Consider the following 17,971-nt stretch of genomic DNA (forward strand, 5'->3'; position numbering starts at 1 on the left):
GCACACCGGTGCGCCGGCCGCCCGGCCAGGCAAGGAGCCCACCCCGATGACCGTGGACAGCAGCCCGGGACCCGAGGCCGCGCCGGACGCGCCGCAGCAGTCGCTGAGTACCTCCGCCGCGCGCAACCTCACCACCACCACCAAGTCCGCCCCGCAGATGCAGGAGATCACCTCCCGCTGGCTGCTGCGGATGCTCCCCTGGGTCGAGACCAAGGGCGGCACCTACCGGGTCAACCGACGGTTGCGTCATACCGTCGGCGACGGGTGCATCGAGTTCGTGCAGGAGGGTGCCACGGTCCGTGTGATCCCCCGCGAACTCGGTGAACTGGCCCTGCTGCGAGGCTTCGAGGACGTGGCCGCCCTCACCGCTCTCGCGGATCGCTGCGAACAGCGGGACTTCACGGCCGGTGAGGTGATCGTCGAACGCGGCAGCCCGGCGGACCGGATCCATCTGATCGCCCATGGACGTGTCCGGCAGCTCGGTGAGGGCAAGTACGGCGGAGAGACCTCCCTCGCGGTGCTCGCGGACGGCGGCCACTTCGGTGCGGACGCCCTGCTGGACTCCGACGCCCGCTACGACTACACGGCCACCGCCGAGACCTCCGGCACCCTTCTCACGCTCTCCCGTGCGGACTTCGCCGCCGTACAGGACTCCGTGCCCGGTCTTCGCGCCCACGTCACCGAGTTCGCCGCCGCCGCGCAGCGACGGCAGAACAAGCACGGTGAGGCCGAGATCGCCATGTCTGCCGGGCACGTCGGCGAGGCCGATCTGCCGAAGGCCTTCGTCGACTACGAGCTCACGCCGCGTGAGTACGAACTGTCGGTGGCCCAGACCATTCTGCGGGTCCACACGCGGGTCGCGGATCTCTTCAACGGGCCGATGGACCAGACGGAGGAGCAGCTCCGGCTGACCATCGAGGCGCTGCGCGAACGCCAGGAGTACGAGCTCGTCAACAACCGTGAGTTCGGGCTGCTGCACAACGCTGACTTCAAGCAGCGCATCCAGCCCCACTCCGGCCGGCCGACCCCGGACGACATGGACGATCTGCTCTGCCGCCGCCGTGGCACCAAGCTCTTCCTCGCCCACCCGAGGACGATCGCCGCGATCGGACGCGGCTTCAACGCCTACGGTCTCTACCCGGACCACGTCGATCTCGGCGGACAGTCCGTCCCGGCCTGGCGCGGGGTCCCGATCCTGCCCTGCAACAAGATCCCGATCAGCAAGGAGCAGACCAGCTCCATCATCGCCATGCGCACGGGCGAGAAGAACCAAGGGGTCATCGGCCTGTGGCAGACGGGGCTGCCGGACGAGGTCGAGCCGGGCCTCTCGGCGCGCTTCATGGGCATCAACGAGCAGGCGGTCGCCTCGTACCTCGTCAGCACGTACTACTCCGCCGCGGTGCTCGTACCCGACGCACTCGGGGTCATGGAGAACGTGCAGATCGCCCGCGGACGCGACTGAGGGCACGCCCGCCGCGCGAAGCGGGCCGACGCGCCCGTCCACGCCGCACGAGCGCTCACCCCACCGCAACGAGGAGTAGCAGATGCCCGTTCCCGGGCCCCGTGGACCATCCGTCCCCGCTCAGCCGTCGAGGCCGGCCGGCACAGTGTCGGACGTCCCCGCGCCGCCTGCCCCGCCCTCCGTACCCGCCGCCGAAGCCGCCGCCGAACCCGTTCGGCGTGTCCTGGGCGGGCCCACCGGGCTGGGCACGACCGCCCTGTCCCTGGCCGGCCGTTCGCAACCGGCCCCCGCGCCTTCGCCGCCTCCCCCTTCGCCCCCGCCTCCGCCGGTCCCCGGCGCGGGAGCGGTCACACCACCCGAACCGGCAGCCGGACCGGATCCCCAACGGATCCTGGGTGGGCCGAGCGGCCTGGGCACCGCCGCGCTGTCCCTGGCCCTGTCCTCGGCCCTCGCCTCGCCCCGGCTGCCGCCGGAGCCCGTCCCGGCCCCGCCCGCCGAAGGACAGGCCGTACCCGGGCTGTACCACCATCCCATCCCGGAGCCCGACCCCGTCCGCGTGGAGGAGGTGAGCCGCCGGATCAAGCGCTGGGCCGAGGACGAGGTGCGGCTCTACCCCGAGGAGTGGGAGGGCCAGTTCGACGGCTTCTCGGTCGGGCGGTACATGGTCGGCTGCCACCCCGACGCCCCCACGGTCGATCACTTGATGATCGCCACCCGGATGATGGTCGCGGAGAACGCCGTCGACGACTGCTACTGCGAGGACCACGGCGGCTCGCCCGTCGGCCTCGGTGGACGCCTTCTCCTGGCCCACACCGCGCTGGACCCGCTCCACACGACCCCGGAGTACGCGGCGGCGTGGGAGGAGTCGCTCGGCTCGGACGCCCCGCGGCGCGCCTATCGCAGCGCGATGGACTACTTCGTCCGCATGGCCACGCCCTCCCAGGCCGACCGCTTCCGCCACGACATGGCCCGGCTGCACCTGGGTTACCTGGCCGAGGCCGCCTGGGCCGAGACCGACCACGACCCGGAGGTGTGGGAGTACCTGGCCATGCGCCAGTTCAACAACTTCCGCCCCTGCCCCACCATCACCGACCTTGTCGGAGGCTACGAGCTCCCGGCGGACCTGCACGCACGCCCGGAGATGCAGCGGGTCATCGCGCTGGCCGGGAACGCGACCACCATCGTCAACGACCTGTACTCGTACACCAAGGAACTCGCCAGCCCCGGCAGGCACTTGAACCTGCCCGTTGTCCTCGCCGAACGCCAACAGCTCTCGGAGCGCGACGCCTACCTCAAGGCGGTCGAGATCCACAACGACCTCATGCACGCCTTCGAGGCGGCGGCGGCCGAGCTCGCCGCGGCGTGCCCGCTGCCCACCGTGGTGCGCTTCCTCAAGGGTGTGGCCACCTGGGTCGACGGCAACCACGACTGGCACCGCACCAACACCTACCGCTACAGCCTGCCCGACTTCTGGTAAAGAACGGACACCTCTATGACCACGGAAATCGTCCCCACCGCCGCCGCGACGATCCCGGCCCCGGCGACCCCCTACCAGAAGGACATCGCCCGGTACTGGAACAACGAGGCGAGGCCGGTGAACCTGCGCCTCGGCGACGTGGACGGGCTCTACCACCATCACTACGGCATCGGCGCCGTCAACCACGACGCCCTGGGCGACCCGGAACACAGCGAGTACGAGAAGAAGCTGATCGCCGAGCTGCACCGGCTCGAGTCCGCTCAGGCCGACTTCCTCCTGGACCACCTCGGCCCCGTCAAGAGCGACGACATCCTCGTCGACGCCGGCTGCGGGCGCGGCGGATGCATGGTCATGGCTCACCGGCGCTTCGGCTGCAGGGTCGAGGGCGTCACCCTGTCCGCCACCCAGGCCGACTTCGGCAACAACCGGGCACGGGACCTGCGGATCCAGGACCACGTGCGCTCCCGCGTGTGCAACATGCTCGACACCCCGTTCGAGAAGGGCAGCGTGGCCGCCTCGTGGAACAACGAGTCGACCATGTACGTGGACCTCCACGACCTGTTCGCGGAGCACTCCCGCTTCCTCAAGGTGGGCGGCCGGTACGTGACCATCACCGGTTGCTGGAACCCCCGCTACGGCCAGCCGTCGAAGTGGGTCTCCCAGATCAACGCCCACTTCGAGTGCAACATCCACTCCCGCCGTGAGTACCTGCGGGCCATGGCCGACAACCGGCTGGTGCCGCAGACCGTGATCGACCTGACCCCCGACACCCTGCCGTACTGGGAGCTGCGGGCCACGTCCTCGCTGGTGACCGGGATCGAGAAGGCGTTCATCGAGTCGTACCGGGACGGCTCCTTCCAGTACGTGCTGATCGCGGCCGACCGCGTCTGACCCGGCGGCACCGTCAGGAACGCCCCCACGGCGGAGTCCACGGCCGGGGACTCCACGGCGGAGACTCCCGACCGGAGTTCGCACGGCAGTGCCAGGGGTGAACCCTGATATCGCGGCGGCCGGGGACGGGCAGCAACCCGGCCATGAGTTCCCTGGCGCACCTCAGCTCAGTGATCACCGCCGTGGCCGGCGTGGCGGGCACCCTAGGTGTATCCGGGACGTCAGGCCGTTCGTTCGCTGCTTGCTACCGGGCCCTGGGGCCGGGGGCGGGCGGGGTGCGCGGTCGCAGGCGCTCTCCCTGCGGCCCGAACATGATCAGGTACTCGACCGGGCCGCCGGGGCCGGCGTTCGCGACCCCGTGGGGATCGCGGGTGTCGAACTCGGCGACGTCCCCGGCACTCAGGACGAGGTCCCGAGTGCCGAGTGCGAGCCACAGCCGCCCGTACAGGACGCACAGCCACTCCCAGCCGTCGTGGGAGACCTGCCGGGGCCGCGCGGGCGGCTCCTGGACGGCGGGGAGGACGTGTTTGTGGGCGTGCAGGCCCCCGACGTACCGGGTCAGCGGCAGCACCGCCTTGTCGTCGCCGAAACGCTGGAGCGCGGAGGTGCGGGGCTCGGCGGCGGGGGCGGTGCCGGCCAGCTCGTCCAAGGAGACGCCGTACTCCTTCGCCAACTGCAGCACCACTTCCAGGGTGGGCTTGCGTCGGCCGGTCTCGATCCGCGACAGCGTGCTCGGGGAGATGCCGGTCGCGCAGCTGACGCCGGCGAGCGTGGAGCCGCGGTGTTCACGCGCGGCCCGCAGCCGGGGGCCCATCGCCGCCAGCGTGTCGGCCACGTCGTCGCCTGTCACCCGCCCTGTCCCCTTCCGGACGTGCCGCTCCACCATCCTGTCCCGCGAGTTTGCCAGATTGGCAAGGGTCATCGCGGTGGACGGTCGCTGCGCCGCATGATCGGTGCGTACCCGCGTCCACCCGCGAACCGAGGAGAAGCCCCCATGCAGCCCGAGCCGTCCGCCGCACTCCGTCACCGCATCGTCGACGCCCCGGCCGGGCGCCTTCACCTGGTCGAGCAGGGCACCGGCCCGCTGGTCCTGCTCGTGCACGGCTTCCCCGAGTCCTGGTACTCCTGGCGCCGCCAGCTCCCGGCCCTCGCCGCGGCCGGCTACCGGGCGGTGGCGATCGACGTGCGCGGCTACGGTCGCTCCTCCAAGCCTGCGGAGACCGACGCCTACCGGATGCTGGACCTGGTGGAGGACAACGTCGCCCTCGTCCACGCCCTCGGCGAGGAGAACGCGGTGGTCGTCGGTCACGACTGGGGCTCCAACATCGCCGCCACCTCCGCCCTGCTCCACCCCGAGGTCTTCCGGGCCGTCGCCCTGCTGAGCGTCCCGTACGCGCCACCCGGCGGCCCGCGCCCCACCGACATCTTCGGCCGGATCGGCGGCCCCGAGCGGGAGTTCTACGTCTCCTACTTCCAGGAGCCCGGCCGCGCCGAGACGGAGATCGAGCCTGACGTGCGAGGCTGGCTCGCGGGCTTCTACGCCGCCCTGTCCGCCGACACCATGCCCGCCCAGGGCGAGCCCGACCCGCACTTCGTCGCCCACGGCGGCCGGCTGCGTGACCGTTTTCCCGCCGGCATCCTCCCGGCCTGGCTGACCGAGGACGACCTCGACGTCTACGCCGGAGAGTTCGAGCGCACGGGTCTGACCGGCGCCCTCAACCGCTACCGCAACATGGACCGCGACTGGGAAGATCTCGCCCCCCACCGCGACGCCCCGATCAAGCAGCCGTCCCTGTTCATCGGCGGCACCCTGGACGCCTCCACCACCTGGATGTCCGACGCTATCGACGCCTTCCCCACCACCCTCCCCGGTCTGACCGCCTCCCACCTCGTAGAGGGCTGCGGCCACTGGATCCAGCAGGAACGCCCCGAGGAGATCAACCGTCTGCTGACCGGCTGGCTCAACAGCCTCACGGGCTGAACCGCCGGGCGCGGCCGCGGCTTCTGCACACGGAACAGTTCGGCCCGCCTGTCCACGCGCAGCGGCTACGGCCGGGTGCCGCGTGATTCTCACTCATGACCAGTTGCGAGGATCCTGCGAACACCCCGGAACCGCTCACGAATCCGCAGGTCGCCATCCGCATCGAGGGGCGACCGGCAGTCCGAGGGGGTGCTCATGTGCCGCCGGTGATCGGCCGCCTGCGGTCACTTGCGAAGCCGGGAACGGTACTCGCCCGGGGGCATGCCTCGGGCCCGTCGGAAGGCGCGGCTGAAAGCGTGCGGGGAGGCGTAGCCGACCGCGTCGGCGATCGACTCGACGGGCTCGTCGGTGTCGCGGAGGCGGACGGATGCCAGGTCCATGCGCCACTGCGTCACGTACGCACCCGGCGTCTGTCCGAGCGCGGAGCGGAAGTGTCTGGACAGTGTCGTTCGGGAGACCGCCGTCGCGGCCGCCAGGGATGCGGTGGTCCAGGGGTGTTCCGGCCGGGCGTGGATGCGTGTCAGGGCGTCGCGCACGACCGGATCGCGCGTCGCGGCCGGCCATGAGCCGGTCCGCTCCTGCGGGTGGCGGGCCAGCCAGACGCGTATGAACTGGATGAGCAGGAGGTCGACGATGCTGTTGACGGCGGCGGTGGTGCCGATCTGCGGCTGTGCGAGCTCGGCCGTGAGCAGTTCGACGGTGTTGCGGAGCTGTGCGTTCTCCCGGCTTGTGACGTGCATCGGCCGGGCGAGGGAGGTGAGTACCGGCGTGGTCACCTCCGGGTCCTGCTCGTAGCGCAGGACGAGCACTTCCGTCCGCGCCGGCGTCGAGCCCAGGTGCAGGGGGCTGCCGTCGGTGAGGGCCTGGTCCGTCGCCTTGCGGTCACAGGGGCTCATCGTCGTACCGGATCCGGCGGCTATGCCGTGGGCGGTGCCCGGTGCCAGCAGGACGGCGTCTCCTGCCCGTACCTCCAGGGGTTTCCCGCCCGGAAGATGGAGCCACATCGTGCCGCGGGAGACCACGTGCAGTGCCGCTGCCGGGGAGGGCTCCAGCCACAGGCCCCAGGTTCCTCCGGCTTTCAGCACGACCCCGAGCGCGCCTCGCGCACCCGATACACGCAGGGCTTGTGCGAGTACGTCCATCGTTCCGTCCTCGTCGTCGGCGGGTGTCAGGCCACGTCGAGAACGATCTTTCCGTGCACCGTGCGCGCGAACAGCGCCCGGACGGCGTCGTCCACGTCCTGCCAGTCGCCGCGCAGTCCGACCGGTGCCGAGAGCCTTCCGGCGGCCATGAGGCCCAGCAGGTCCGTCAGTTCCCCGCTGGTCGGCGTCATGTCGCCGTAGGTGGCGATGGTGCGGGGTTCGCCGAAGCCGAACAAGGTCCCTGACGGGAACGTGGTGTCCCGCCCCGAGGAGTATCCGACCAGGTGGAGGGTGCCGCCCTCGGCGAGGCAACCCCACGCCTGGGCCACCAGCGGCCCGCCGACCGTGTCCAGGACGAGGTCGAACCGGCGCTCGGTCCGGGCCAGGTCGGTCAGGACCTGGTCGGCCCCGAGCTCGCGGAGGCCGGCGGCCCGTTCCGGCGAGCCCACGAGCGCCGTCACCCGGGCGCCCGCCAACGCCGCCAACTGCACGGCGAAGTGCCCCACGCCCCCGCTGGCGCCGGTGACCAGCACGTCGCGCGCCAGCAGGGAACGCTTGCGCAGCACCCGCAGCGCGGTGACTCCCGCGATCCCCAGCGCGGCGGCGTCGGCCAGATCCACGCCCTCGGGGACGGTGGCGAGCGAGGCGGGGCGGACCGCCACCCGCTCCGCCCACGCGTGGGCGGACATCCCCAGCGCGACGCGCGTCCCTTCGGGTGGCCCCGAGCCGTCGGACGCGGCACGCACCACGACGCCGGCCGCGTCATGACCGTGCACAGCGCCGGCCGGCCACCGGTGCAGATAGTTCAGCTCTCCGAAGTTGAGACCGATGTGCCGTACCTCGACCAACGCCTCGTCGCAGGACGGCACGGGCTCATCGACATCGGCGAACCGGACGGGCCCGGCCTCGCCGTGATCGACCACAAGGGCGCGCATGGGTGTGTTTCCTTCGTTCGAGGATGCGCCTCAACGGGCGGCGCGGCAGTGGACGGAGTGCGCGAATGCCGCGCACTGCCGCCTCCTCGAAACCCTATGCAGGCCCAGCACAGCGACCAGCCCCGTGTGAGTCGATCAGTTGACGATCTGTAGCAGCGACGATCTGTAGCGGTGCGGCTCGCGCGCGGCGTCGAACCAAAGACCCTCGAGTACGCCGAGCCCGCCGCCGCCCGGCCCGGTGATCAACTGCCGCGCGTCGCCCAGACCTCGACATACGGACCCGGGTCCACGGCGTCGACCGTGAAGCCCGCACCGGCCACCGCGGCGGCGAACTCGTCCGGGTCCCAGACCCTGTACCACCGCCGGCCGTCGGGTTCGTCGAGCCAGCCCGTCCGGCCGTCGGCCTTCAGGCACGCGTACAGGCGGCCCCCGGGGCGCAGCAGTCGGGCGAACTGCCCGAGCACGTTCACCACGTCCGCCGTGTCGAGGTGGACGAGCGACGCGGAGGACCAGATTCCGTCGAAGGTCCCGGCCGGGAACCGCGTCCCGACCTCGCGCAGGTCGCATGCGGAGGCCGGCGCGTGGGCGTTGGCCATCTCCACGAACACCGGGTTGAGGTCGACGCCGCGCGCCACGTGCCCGTACTTCCGGAACCGCGCGAGGTCACGACCAGGGCCGCACCCCGCGTCGAGGATCAGCGAAGGCACGGGCAGGGAGCCCGCGAACCGTTCGACACGATCGGCCATCTTCGGCGCGTGCTCGGCCGCGTACGCGTCGGCGTGGTCGCTGTAGACGGCGACGGATTCGGTCAGCGGGTCCATCGGCTCTCCGTGAGATGCGGGGCTTGACGTCATCCCCCATTCTCAGCCGCTCCCACGTCACCGGCCGGTGGCCGGAGCGGAACCGGAGCGAAAAGGGACCAAGCTCATACGCTCATGGTCCGGGCGCCCCGACGCCCGGACCCACGCGAACCGAGAACCGCCTCGCGTCACTTCCGCCAGAACAAGTGGTGCGTCACGCCGCTCGGGCTGGGCACGACATCGAGGTGGAACCGGTCGAGGAGCTCGTCGGGGGACTCCCAGAGCCGTACCCCGGTCCCGAGTTTCACCGGCGAGACCGCCACATGCATCGTGTCGACGAGGCCGGCGTCGAGGAACTGCCGGATGGTGGTGGCCCCGCCGCCGAGCCGGACGTCCTTGCCCCGCGCCGCCTCCCGTGCCCGCTCCAGGACCGTGGCCGGGTCGCCGGCGACGAAGTGGAACGTGGTGTCGGAGAGGGTGAAGGAGGGGCGTTCGTGGTGGGTCATGACGAACACCGGGGTGTGGAAGGGCGGCTCCTCGCCCCACCAGCCGCGCCACTCGTGGTCCTGCCAGGGCCCTCGCTGGGGACCGAACTTGTTGCGGCCCATGATCTCGGCACCGATGTTGCGGGAGAAGTCCCGTGTGAGGTAGTCGTCGAGGCCCCGGCTGCCGCCGGGGTCGGTACGCATGGGCCAGCTCGCCGTGGCACCGGCCCAGGCGAACAGCCGCTCGGGCTCGACGTGGCCGAACGGGCGCTCCAGGCTCTGGTCCTCCCCGGCGGCGATGCCGTCACTTGAGACATTGAAGTTCTGGACTCTCAGTAGCTGGGCCACGCTTTCCTCCCGTGCTGTCGGTGCGCGTCAACCTACGCGGGACGCCACCTGCCGATCAACGAATCGGCCGGGCAACCCCCCGTCCCCTTGCACGGCGCTCCGGAAGGCGGAAGGGGGACGCCCCAGCCCAGCGGCCGGTCCTCCGACCGTCACCGATGGCGTCCACAATCGGGCATATCCACCATTCCTGCCGACAACGCCCGCTCATCTGTGAACCCCCGGTGACAGGTGTCTCAATTTTCTGGCACCGAGTGTCTTGTCGAGTGGCACGCCGTGCCATACCTTGATGGCGTCCGGGCGGCCGGCGCACAGACACCACACGTCGTGTGCCGGCTGTCCCCACAAGCACCACCTGTGCGCCCGGACCGCCTGCGTCACCAGGCACACGTACCGCCTGCGCGGCCACCCCGCGCGCTCCCGCGCCACCCCACCGAACCGACGGCACCATCCCCCGACGTTCCCTCAAGCCGTTTCCCCGAGAACGCGCTTCGCCGGAGGCACTACCGTGAACCAGATACTCGACGCCATCCTCGCCACCGACACCACCAGCGAGGACTTCGCCGCCCTGCCGATCCCCGAGTCGTATCGCGCGGTCACCGTGCACAAGGACGAGGCGGACATGTTCGCCGGGCTGGAGACCCGGGAGAAGGACCCGCGCAAGTCCCTGCACGTCGAGGAGGTGCCGGTGCCCGAACTCGGGCCCGGCGAGGCGCTGGTGGCCGTGATGGCCAGCTCGGTGAACTACAACTCCGTGTGGACCTCGATCTTCGAGCCCGTCTCGACCTTCTCCTTCCTGGAGCGCTACGGCCGGCTCTCGCCGCTCGCCGCCCGCCACGACCTGCCGTACCACGTCATCGGCTCCGACCTCGCGGGCGTCGTGCTGCGCACCGGCCCCGGCGTCAACGCCTGGAAGCCGGGGGACGAGGTCGTCGCGCACTGCCTCTCCGTCGAGCTGGAGTCGGCCGACGGGCACAACGACACGATGCTCGACCCGCAGCAGCGGATCTGGGGCTTCGAGACCAACTTCGGCGGCCTGGCGGAGATCGCGCTGGTGAAGTCCAACCAGCTGATGCCCAAGCCGGACCATCTCAGCTGGGAGGAGGCCGCGGCTCCGGGCCTGGTCAACTCGACCGCGTACCGGCAGCTGGTGTCGCGCAACGGCGCCGGGATGAAGCAGGGCGACAACGTGCTGATCTGGGGCGCGAGCGGCGGACTCGGCTCGTACGCCACGCAGTTCGCGCTGGCCGGCGGCGCCAACCCGATCTGTGTCGTCTCCAGCGAGCAGAAGGCGGAGATCTGCCGGCGGATGGGCGCCGAGGCGATCATCGACCGGAACGCCGAGGGGTACCGGTTCTGGAAGGACGAGCACAGCCAGGACCCGCGCGAGTGGAAGCGGTTCGGCAAGCGCATCCGCGAGCTGACCGGCGGCGAGGACGTGGACATCGTCTTCGAGCACCCCGGCCGCGAGACGTTCGGCGCCTCCGTCTACGTCACCCGCAAGGGCGGCACGATCGTCACCTGCGCCTCCACCTCCGGCTACGACCACCAGTACGACAACCGCTACCTGTGGATGTCGCTCAAGCGGATCGTCGGCTCGCACTTCGCCAACTACCGCGAGGCGTGGGAGGCCAACCGGCTGGTCGCCAAGGGGAAGATCCACCCGACGCTGTCGAAGACGTACCGGCTGGAGGAGACCGGCCAGGCCGCGTACGACGTCCACCGCAACCTCCACCAGGGCAAGGTCGGCGTGCTGGCGCTGGCCCCGGAGGAAGGCATGGGCGTGCGCGACGAGGAGATGCGGGCCCGGCACATCGAGGCCATCAACCGCTTCCGGAACGTCTGATGGGTTCCGGCCGCGAGAAGGACCGCCCCTGGCTGATGCGGACGTACGCCGGCCACTCCACCGCCGAGGCGTCCAACGAGCTCTACCGCCGCAACCTCGCCAAGGGCCAGACGGGCCTGTCCGTCGCGTTCGACCTGCCGACGCAGACCGGCTACGACCCGGACCACGTCCTCGCCCGCGGCGAGGTCGGCCGGGTCGGGGTGCCCGTATCGCAACTGGGCGACATGCGGCGGCTGTTCCAGGACATCCCGCTGGAGCGGATGAACACCTCCATGACCATCAACGCCACCGCCATGTGGCTGCTGGCGATGTACCAGGTGGTCGCGGAGGAGCAGGGCGCGGACGTCACCACGCTCCAGGGGACGACGCAGAACGACATCGTCAAGGAGTACCTGTCGCGCGGGACGCACGTCTTCCCGCCGGGTCCGTCGCTCCGGCTGACCACCGACATGATCGCGTACACGGTCGCCCACATCCCCAAGTGGAACCCGATCAACATCTGCAGCTACCACCTCCAGGAGGCCGGGGCCACCCCGGTGCAGGAGATCGCGTACGCCATGTCCACCGCCATCGCGGTGCTGGACGCGGTGCGCGACTCCGGGCAGGTGCCGGCCGAGCGGTTCGGGGACGTCGTCGCCCGCATCTCGTTCTTCGTGAACGCGGGCGTCCGCTTCGTCGAGGAGATGTGCAAGATGCGGGCGTTCGGCCGCATCTGGGACCAGGTCACCCGGGAGCGGTACGGCATCGAGGACGCCAAGCAGCGCCGCTTCCGCTACGGCGTCCAGGTCAACTCCCTCGGCCTGACCGAGGCGCAGCCGGAGAACAACGTCCAGCGGATCGTCCTGGAGATGCTGGCCGTCACCCTCTCCAAGGACGCCCGCGCCCGCGCCGTCCAGCTGCCCGCCTGGAACGAGGCGCTGGGCCTGCCGCGCCCCTGGGACCAGCAGTGGTCGCTGCGCATCCAGCAGGTGCTGGCGCACGAGAGCGACCTGCTGGAGTACGACGACATCTTCGCCGGCTCGCACGTGATCGAGGAGAAGGTGGCCGGGCTGGTCACCGACAGCCTGGCCGAGATCGACCGCATCCAGGAGATGGGCGGCGCGATGGCCGCCGTCGAGTCCGGCTACCTCAAGGCGCAGCTCGTCTCCTCGCACGCCGAGCGGCGGGCGCGGATCGAGTCGGGCGAGGAGAAGATCGTCGGGGTCAACTGCTTCGAGACCACCGAGCCCAACCCGCTCACCGCCGACCTGGACACCGCGATCATGACGGTGGACCCGGACAACGAGGCACGGGTGGTGGCGGCGCTGCACCGGTGGCGGGACGACCGGGACGAGTTCCGCGCGCAGGAGGCGCTGTCCGTCCTGAAGAAGACCGCGGCCGGCTCCGAGAACCTGATGCCCGCCACCCTGGAGTGCGTCCGCGCCGGGGTGACGACCGGGGAGTGGGCCTGGGCGCTCCGCGACGTCTTCGGCGAGTTCCGCGCCCCGACGGGCGTCAGCGGCGCGCCGCTGGCCGTCACGGCGGAGGCGGGCACTCCGCTGGCCGCCGTCCGGGAGAAGGTCACCCGGACCGCGTCGGACCTGGGTACCGGCCGGCTGCGGCTACTGGTCGGCAAGCCCGGCCTGGACGGGCACTCCAACGGCGCCGAGCAGATCGCCGTACGGGCCCGCGACGCCGGCTTCGAGGTGGTCTACCAGGGGATCCGGCTGACCCCCGAGCAGATCGTCGCGGCGGCCGTCGCGGAGGACGTGCACTGCGTCGGCCTGTCCATCCTCTCCGGCTCGCACGCCGAGCTCGTCCCCGACGTGCTGGCCCGGATGCGGGCGGCGGGGGCGGGCGAGGTGCCCGTGATCGTGGGCGGGATCATCCCGTCCGCCGACGCCGCCGCGCTCCGGGAGGCCGGGGTGGCGGCGGTCTTCACCCCGAAGGACTTCGGTATCACCGAGATCATCGGCCGTATCGTCGATGAGATCCGCACAGCGAACGCGCTCGACCCCCTGGAGGTCTCCGCATGACCGGCACCCCCCTCACCGTCAACCGGCTCCGCCCCCGCCGCTCCTGCCTCGCCGTCCCCGGCAGCAACCCCCGCTTCCTGGAGAAGGCCCAGGGCCTCCCCGCCGACCAGGTCTTCCTCGACCTGGAGGACGCCTGCGCGCCGATCGCCAAGGAGGGCGCCCGCCACACGATCGTGGACGCGCTCAACAACGGCGACTGGACGGGCAAGACCCGGGTCGTGCGCGTCAACGACTGGACCACCCACTGGACGTACCGGGACGTCGTCACGGTCGTCGAGGGCGCGGGCCCGAACCTGGACTGCATCATGCTGCCCAAGGTCCAGGACGCCCAGCAGGTCGTCGCCCTGGACCTGCTGCTGACGCAGATCGAGAAGACCATGGGCTTCGAGGTCGGCCGGATCGGCATCGAGGCGCAGATCGAGAACGCCAAGGGCCTGGTGAACGTGGACGCCATCGCCGCCGCGTCGCCGCGCATGGAGACCATCGTCTTCGGGCCGGCCGACTTCATGGCCTCCATCAACATGAAGTCCCTGGTCGTCGGCGAGCAGCCGCCCGGTTACGGCGCCGACGCCTACCACTACATCCTGATGCGCATCCTGATGGCGGCCCGCGCCCACGACCTCCAGGCGATCGACGGCCCCTACCTCCAGATCCGCAACCCCGAGGGCTACCGCGAGGTGGCGGCGCGGTCGGCGGCGCTGGGCTTCGACGGCAAGTGGGTGCTGCACCCGGACCAGGTGGCGCTCGCCAACGAGATCTTCTCGCCGTCGCAGGAGGACTACGACCACGCCGAGCTGATCCTCGACGCCTACGCGTACTACACCTCGGAGGCGGGCGGCGCCAAGGGCTCGGCGATGCTCGGCGACGAGATGATCGACGAGGCCAGCCGGAAGATGGCGCTGGTGATCGCGGGCAAGGGCCGTGCGGCCGGCATGTCCCGTACGTCCAAGTTCGAGATCCCGGAGGCGTGAGCGGTATGCAGTTCGGCCGGACCTACGAAGAGTTCACCGTCGGCGACGTCTACAAGCACTGGCCCGGGAAGACGGTCACCGAATACGACGACCACCTCTTCTGTCTGCTCACGATGAATCACCACCCGCTGCACATGGACAGCAACTACGCGGAGCGGACGACGGATTTCGGGAAGAACGTCGTCGTCGGCAATTACGTCTATTCGCTGCTGCTGGGCATGTCGGTGCCGGACGTGTCGGGAAAGGCGATCGCCAACCTGGAGGTCGAGTCGCTGAAGCACGTGGCGCCGACGTTCCACGGCGACACGATCTACGGCGAGACGACGGTGCTGGACAAGACGCCGTCGAAGTCGAAGAACGACCGGGGAATCGTGTACGTCGAGACCCGCGGCTACAAGCAGGACGGCACGCTCGTCTGCGTCTTCCGGCGCAAGGTGATGGTGCCCACCGCCACGTACATCAAGGAGCGCGGCGGCGAGCAGCCCGGCCGCCCCGAGCCGATCGTCCGGGAGAAGTGAGATGGGCATGGGCCGCCTCGCACAGACCGAGGGACTGACGGACGTCCAGCGGGAGATCCTCGCCACGGTCCGGGACTTCGTCGACAAGGAGATCATTCCGGTCGCGACGGACCTGGAGCACCGCGACGAATATCCGACCGAGATAGTCGAGGGCCTCAAGGAACTCGGCCTCTTCGGGCTGATGATCCCGGAGGAGTACGGCGGGCTCGGTGAGTCGCTTCTCACATACGCGCTCTGCGTGGAGGAGATCGCCCGCGGCTGGATGAGCGTGTCGGGGATCATCAACACCCATTTCATCGTCGCCTACATGCTCAAGCAGCACGGGACGCAGGAGCAGCGGGAGTACTTCCTGCCGCGGATGGCCACCGGCGAGGTGCGGGGCGCGTTCTCGATGTCCGAGCCGGGGCTGGGCTCCGATGTGTCGGCCATCACGTCGAAGGGCGTCCGGGACGGGGACGAGTACGTCCTCACCGGCCAGAAGATGTGGCTGACCAACGGCGGCTCGTCGACGCTGGTGGCGGTGCTCTGCCGGACGGACGAGGGGCTGCCGGAGGGCTCGGCGCCGCACAAGTCGATGACGACCTTCCTGGTGGAGAAGGAGCCCGGATTCGGGCAGGTCAAACCGGGTCTCACCATCCCCGGCAAGATCGACAAGATGGGCTACAAGGGCGTCGACACCACTGAGCTGATCATGGACGGCCTGCGGGTGCCGGCCGACCGCGTGCTCGGCGGGACCACCGGGCGTGGCTTTTACCAAATGATGGACGGCGTCGAGGTGGGCCGCGTGAACGTCGCGGCGCGTGGCTGCGGCGTCGCACAGCGTGCGTTCGAACTGGGCGTCGCCTACGCACAGCAGCGTCACACATTCGGGAAGGCCATCGCCCAGCACCAGGCCATTCAGTTCAAGTTGGCCGAAATGGGGACAAAGGTCGAAGCGGCCCATGCGATGATGGTGAGAGCCGCCCGCACCAAGGACTCCGGTCAGCGCAACGACCTGGAGGCCGGGATGGCCAAATACCTCGCCTCCGAGTACTGCAAGGAGGTCGTGGAGGACGCCTTCCGCATCCACGGGGGCTACGGCTTCTCCAAGGAGTACGAGATCGAGCGCCTCTACCGGGAGGCCCCGATGCTCCTGATCGGGGAGGGAACGGCCGAGATCCAGAAAATGATCATCGGTCGGCGACTCCTGGAGGAGTACCGAATTCAGGGGTGAAGCAGTAGGAATTGTCCGAAATGAGGGGCTTTCGTAGAGGATTTGTCGAGAAGTAGATCACACTCTGTCATCGATGTCCGGCCACCTACTGGCCCTGGCGCTTAGCCAGTTGTCGGTCGCAACCGATAGCATCGCCGGAAAGCCGCCGTCCCCCGATCGCTATGCGGCACCCTCCGCTACGAAGGTCACCCATGCCCCACAGCTCTACCTCTGCACCACGCGACAGCCTCCTCGGTGTACGCCTCGCGCGCGGAGCATCGCCGTGGCTCCTCCCCACCGTCGCCACGGCGGCGGTCAGCCTCACGCGCGCCCGCCGCTCCGGGCGCTGGGCCGCGCTCGCCGTGCCGACGACCGCGCTGGCCGCCGGCATGCTGTGGTTCTTCCGCGACCCGGAACGCGAGATCGCCCAGGGCCGGGTGATCTCCCCGGCCGACGGCGTGGTGCAGAGCATCATGCCCTGGAAGGACGGCCGCACCCGCGTCGCGATCTTCATGAGCCCGCTCAACGTCCACGTCAACCGCGCGCCGCTGGCCGGCACCGTGACGTCGGTCGAGCACATCCCCGGCGGGTTCGTTCCGGCGTTCAACAAGGAGAGCGAGAACAACGAGCGCGTCGTCTGGCACTTCGACACCGAGATCGGTGACATCGAGATGGTGCAGATCGCCGGCGCCGTCGCCCGCCGCATCGTCCCCTACGTGCCGCAGGGCACCAAGGTGGAGCAGGGCGAGCGCATCGGCCTGATCCGCTTCGGCTCGCGCGTCGACGTCTACCTGCCGGAGGGCGTCGAGGCGGCCGTCGAGGTGGGACAGGCCACGACAGCAGGAGTGACCCGCCTTGACCGTGATTGATCCCGATACACAGGCCACCTGGGTTCCGGAGGCGGAACCCGAGGACGACGTCGACGACATGCCGCTCTCCACGCGGCTGTCGATAGCGGACACCCTCACCCTGGGCAACGCGATCTGCGGCTTCATGGCGGTGTACTTCACCACCACCGGCATCCTCATCCCGCACCTCACCAACAACGAGGACGGCGGCATGGCGCGCAACAACGCCGCCACCGCGGTGATGCTGATGCTGCTCGCCTCCGTCTTCGACCTGTTCGACGGCCTGGTGGCGCGGAAGCTGCGCAGCTCGGCGATGGGCGCGGAGCTGGACAACCTCTCCGACCTGATCAGCTTCGGCCTCGCCCCCGCGTACTTCGTGGTCGTCTGGGGCGTCGTCGCCCAGGGCGCGCACCAGAAGGTCTCCGCGGTGGCCGCGGTGGTCGTGCTGCTGGCGGTCGTCCTACGGCTCGCCCGCTTCTCCTGCGTCACGCTGCGGGACGGGATCTTCCAGGGCATGCCGAGCCCGTTCGGCGCGCTGACGGTCGTCTCCGTGGTGCTGCTGGAGCTGCCCTTCGTGCCGACCCTGCTGGCGATCGTGGGGGTCGCGTGGCTCATGGTGAGCCGCGTCGAGTACCCGAAGCCGCGCGGGCGACTGGCCGTCGCCATGCTCAGCTGGATCGTTCTCAGCATGGGACTGCTGGCCGCTTGGGCGTTCGACGCGCCGGGCGGGGAGCTGCTGCTGCAGACGGGGTGTGCTTTGCAGGTTGTGCTCGGGGCGGTGATTCCGCTGTTCGCGACGGCGCGGCGGGTGAATACGTTCCGGGATAACCGGCGGGAGGCGCGGGCGGCGCAGCTGCCGTAGTCGTTTTTCGTTTGAGGCCCCGGGCGGAAGCCCGGGGCCTTTTTCGTGCCCCGGTCCCGCCCTTTCACCGTTTCTTGCGGGGGCAAGCCCCCGCACCCCCGAAGCGCGCTGCGCGCGCTGTCCTCAAACGCCGGACGGGCTGGATTTAGCCCGTCCGGCGTTTGAGGACAAGCACCGAAGGTGCTTGCCGGGGTGCGGGCC

The 17,971-nt window shown here is 70.2% G+C and carries 16 protein-coding genes; 11 read left to right on the forward strand and 5 right to left on the reverse strand.

Annotated features, from left to right (window positions below):
* The first annotated feature begins 46 nt into the window (after positions 1–46).
* From K7I03_RS05865 to K7I03_RS05875, 3 genes are all read left to right on the forward strand, one after another.
* Complete coding sequence (locus K7I03_RS05865; protein ID WP_185943538.1) at positions 47–1,462, forward strand: family 2B encapsulin nanocompartment shell protein; 1,416 nt, start codon at positions 47–49, stop codon at positions 1,460–1,462.
* 82 nt (positions 1,463–1,544) lie between these two features.
* Complete coding sequence (locus K7I03_RS05870) at positions 1,545–2,939, forward strand: family 2 encapsulin nanocompartment cargo protein terpene cyclase (RefSeq protein ID WP_185943539.1); 1,395 nt, start codon at positions 1,545–1,547, stop codon at positions 2,937–2,939.
* A gap of 15 nt (positions 2,940–2,954) precedes the next feature.
* On the forward strand, positions 2,955–3,830 hold the full coding sequence (locus K7I03_RS05875) for a geranyl diphosphate 2-C-methyltransferase (RefSeq protein ID WP_185943540.1): 876 nt from the start codon (positions 2,955–2,957) through the stop codon (positions 3,828–3,830).
* Between the two features lie 244 nt (positions 3,831–4,074).
* Here K7I03_RS05875 and K7I03_RS05880 read toward each other — a convergent pair whose 3' ends face one another.
* Positions 4,075–4,680, reverse strand: coding sequence for a helix-turn-helix domain-containing protein (locus tag K7I03_RS05880; protein ID WP_185943541.1), 606 nt, complete (start codon positions 4,678–4,680; stop codon positions 4,075–4,077).
* Between the two features lie 144 nt (positions 4,681–4,824).
* Between K7I03_RS05880 and K7I03_RS05885 the strand changes: the two genes are divergently transcribed.
* Positions 4,825–5,811 carry an alpha/beta fold hydrolase gene (locus K7I03_RS05885; RefSeq protein ID WP_185943542.1) on the forward strand — a complete coding sequence of 329 codons (987 nt, stop codon included), beginning with the start codon at positions 4,825–4,827 and terminating at the stop codon, positions 5,809–5,811.
* A 224-nt stretch (positions 5,812–6,035) separates the two neighbouring features.
* Here the strand turns inward: K7I03_RS05885 and K7I03_RS05890 are convergent, their stop codons facing one another.
* From K7I03_RS05890 to K7I03_RS05905, 4 genes are all read right to left on the reverse strand, one after another.
* Positions 6,036–6,953, reverse strand: a complete 918-nt coding sequence (locus tag K7I03_RS05890) for an AraC family transcriptional regulator (protein WP_185943543.1) — start codon at positions 6,951–6,953, stop codon at positions 6,036–6,038.
* A gap of 26 nt (positions 6,954–6,979) precedes the next feature.
* A complete protein-coding gene (locus tag K7I03_RS05895) occupies positions 6,980–7,888 on the reverse strand; it encodes a zinc-binding dehydrogenase (protein WP_185943544.1) in 909 nt (302 codons plus the stop codon).
* 242 nt (positions 7,889–8,130) lie between these two features.
* The gene (locus K7I03_RS05900; RefSeq protein WP_185943545.1) at positions 8,131–8,709 is read right to left on the reverse strand and encodes a class I SAM-dependent methyltransferase; all 579 of its coding nucleotides are present in this window, start codon (positions 8,707–8,709) and stop codon (positions 8,131–8,133) included.
* A 167-nt stretch (positions 8,710–8,876) separates the two neighbouring features.
* Entirely contained in the window at positions 8,877–9,521 is a 645-nt protein-coding gene (locus K7I03_RS05905; protein ID WP_185943546.1) for a dihydrofolate reductase family protein, read from the reverse strand.
* 505 nt (positions 9,522–10,026) lie between these two features.
* Between K7I03_RS05905 and ccrA the strand changes: the two genes are divergently transcribed.
* From ccrA to pssA, 7 genes are all read left to right on the forward strand, one after another.
* Positions 10,027–11,364: a crotonyl-CoA carboxylase/reductase gene (ccrA, locus tag K7I03_RS05910; RefSeq protein ID WP_185943547.1), complete on the forward strand. Its 1,338-nt coding sequence runs from the start codon at positions 10,027–10,029 to the stop codon at positions 11,362–11,364.
* Positions 11,364–13,379 carry a protein meaA gene (locus K7I03_RS05915; RefSeq protein WP_185943548.1) on the forward strand — a complete coding sequence of 672 codons (2,016 nt, stop codon included), beginning with the start codon at positions 11,364–11,366 and terminating at the stop codon, positions 13,377–13,379. Before ccrA ends, K7I03_RS05915 begins: the two co-directional genes overlap by 1 nt.
* Entirely contained in the window at positions 13,376–14,350 is a 975-nt protein-coding gene (locus K7I03_RS05920; protein WP_224346910.1) for an HpcH/HpaI aldolase/citrate lyase family protein, read from the forward strand. Before K7I03_RS05915 ends, K7I03_RS05920 begins: the two co-directional genes overlap by 4 nt.
* A gap of 5 nt (positions 14,351–14,355) precedes the next feature.
* A complete protein-coding gene (locus tag K7I03_RS05925; RefSeq protein ID WP_185943597.1) occupies positions 14,356–14,868 on the forward strand; it encodes a MaoC family dehydratase in 513 nt (170 codons plus the stop codon).
* Between the two features lie 7 nt (positions 14,869–14,875).
* Positions 14,876–16,081: an acyl-CoA dehydrogenase family protein gene (locus K7I03_RS05930; RefSeq protein ID WP_185943550.1), complete on the forward strand. Its 1,206-nt coding sequence runs from the start codon at positions 14,876–14,878 to the stop codon at positions 16,079–16,081.
* Between the two features lie 191 nt (positions 16,082–16,272).
* On the forward strand, positions 16,273–16,929 hold the full coding sequence (locus K7I03_RS05935; protein WP_185943551.1) for a phosphatidylserine decarboxylase: 657 nt from the start codon (positions 16,273–16,275) through the stop codon (positions 16,927–16,929).
* Positions 16,916–17,770, forward strand: coding sequence for a CDP-diacylglycerol--serine O-phosphatidyltransferase (gene pssA / locus K7I03_RS05940; protein ID WP_004945535.1), 855 nt, complete (start codon positions 16,916–16,918; stop codon positions 17,768–17,770). The genes K7I03_RS05935 and pssA overlap by 14 nt, the downstream gene beginning before the upstream one ends.
* The last annotated feature ends 201 nt before the right edge of the window (positions 17,771–17,971 follow it).

The organism is Streptomyces mobaraensis, assembly GCF_020099395.1.
Taxonomy (GTDB): Bacteria; Actinomycetota; Actinomycetes; order Streptomycetales; family Streptomycetaceae; genus Streptomyces.

Bases quoted from the DNA above. Each gene is read 5' to 3' on its own strand.
- K7I03_RS05865 (WP_185943538.1), top strand. From the start codon at position 47: ATGACCGTGGACAGCAGCCCGGGACCCGAGGCCGCGCCGGACGCGCCG.
- K7I03_RS05885 (WP_185943542.1), top strand. From the start codon at position 4,825: ATGCAGCCCGAGCCGTCCGCCGCACTCCGTCACCGCATCGTCGACGCC.
- K7I03_RS05925 (WP_185943597.1), top strand. From the start codon at position 14,356: ATGCAGTTCGGCCGGACCTACGAAGAGTTCACCGTCGGCGACGTCTAC.
- K7I03_RS05915 (WP_185943548.1), top strand. From the start codon at position 11,364: ATGGGTTCCGGCCGCGAGAAGGACCGCCCCTGGCTGATGCGGACGTAC.
- K7I03_RS05935 (WP_185943551.1), top strand. From the start codon at position 16,273: ATGCCCCACAGCTCTACCTCTGCACCACGCGACAGCCTCCTCGGTGTA.
- K7I03_RS05930 (WP_185943550.1), top strand. From the start codon at position 14,876: ATGGGCCGCCTCGCACAGACCGAGGGACTGACGGACGTCCAGCGGGAG.
- K7I03_RS05875 (WP_185943540.1), top strand. From the start codon at position 2,955: ATGACCACGGAAATCGTCCCCACCGCCGCCGCGACGATCCCGGCCCCG.
- K7I03_RS05870 (WP_185943539.1), top strand. From the start codon at position 1,545: ATGCCCGTTCCCGGGCCCCGTGGACCATCCGTCCCCGCTCAGCCGTCG.
- K7I03_RS05895 (WP_185943544.1), bottom strand. From the start codon at position 7,888: ATGCGCGCCCTTGTGGTCGATCACGGCGAGGCCGGGCCCGTCCGGTTC.
- K7I03_RS05900 (WP_185943545.1), bottom strand. From the start codon at position 8,709: ATGGACCCGCTGACCGAATCCGTCGCCGTCTACAGCGACCACGCCGAC.
- K7I03_RS05890 (WP_185943543.1), bottom strand. From the start codon at position 6,953: ATGGACGTACTCGCACAAGCCCTGCGTGTATCGGGTGCGCGAGGCGCG.
- K7I03_RS05920 (WP_224346910.1), top strand. From the start codon at position 13,376: ATGACCGGCACCCCCCTCACCGTCAACCGGCTCCGCCCCCGCCGCTCC.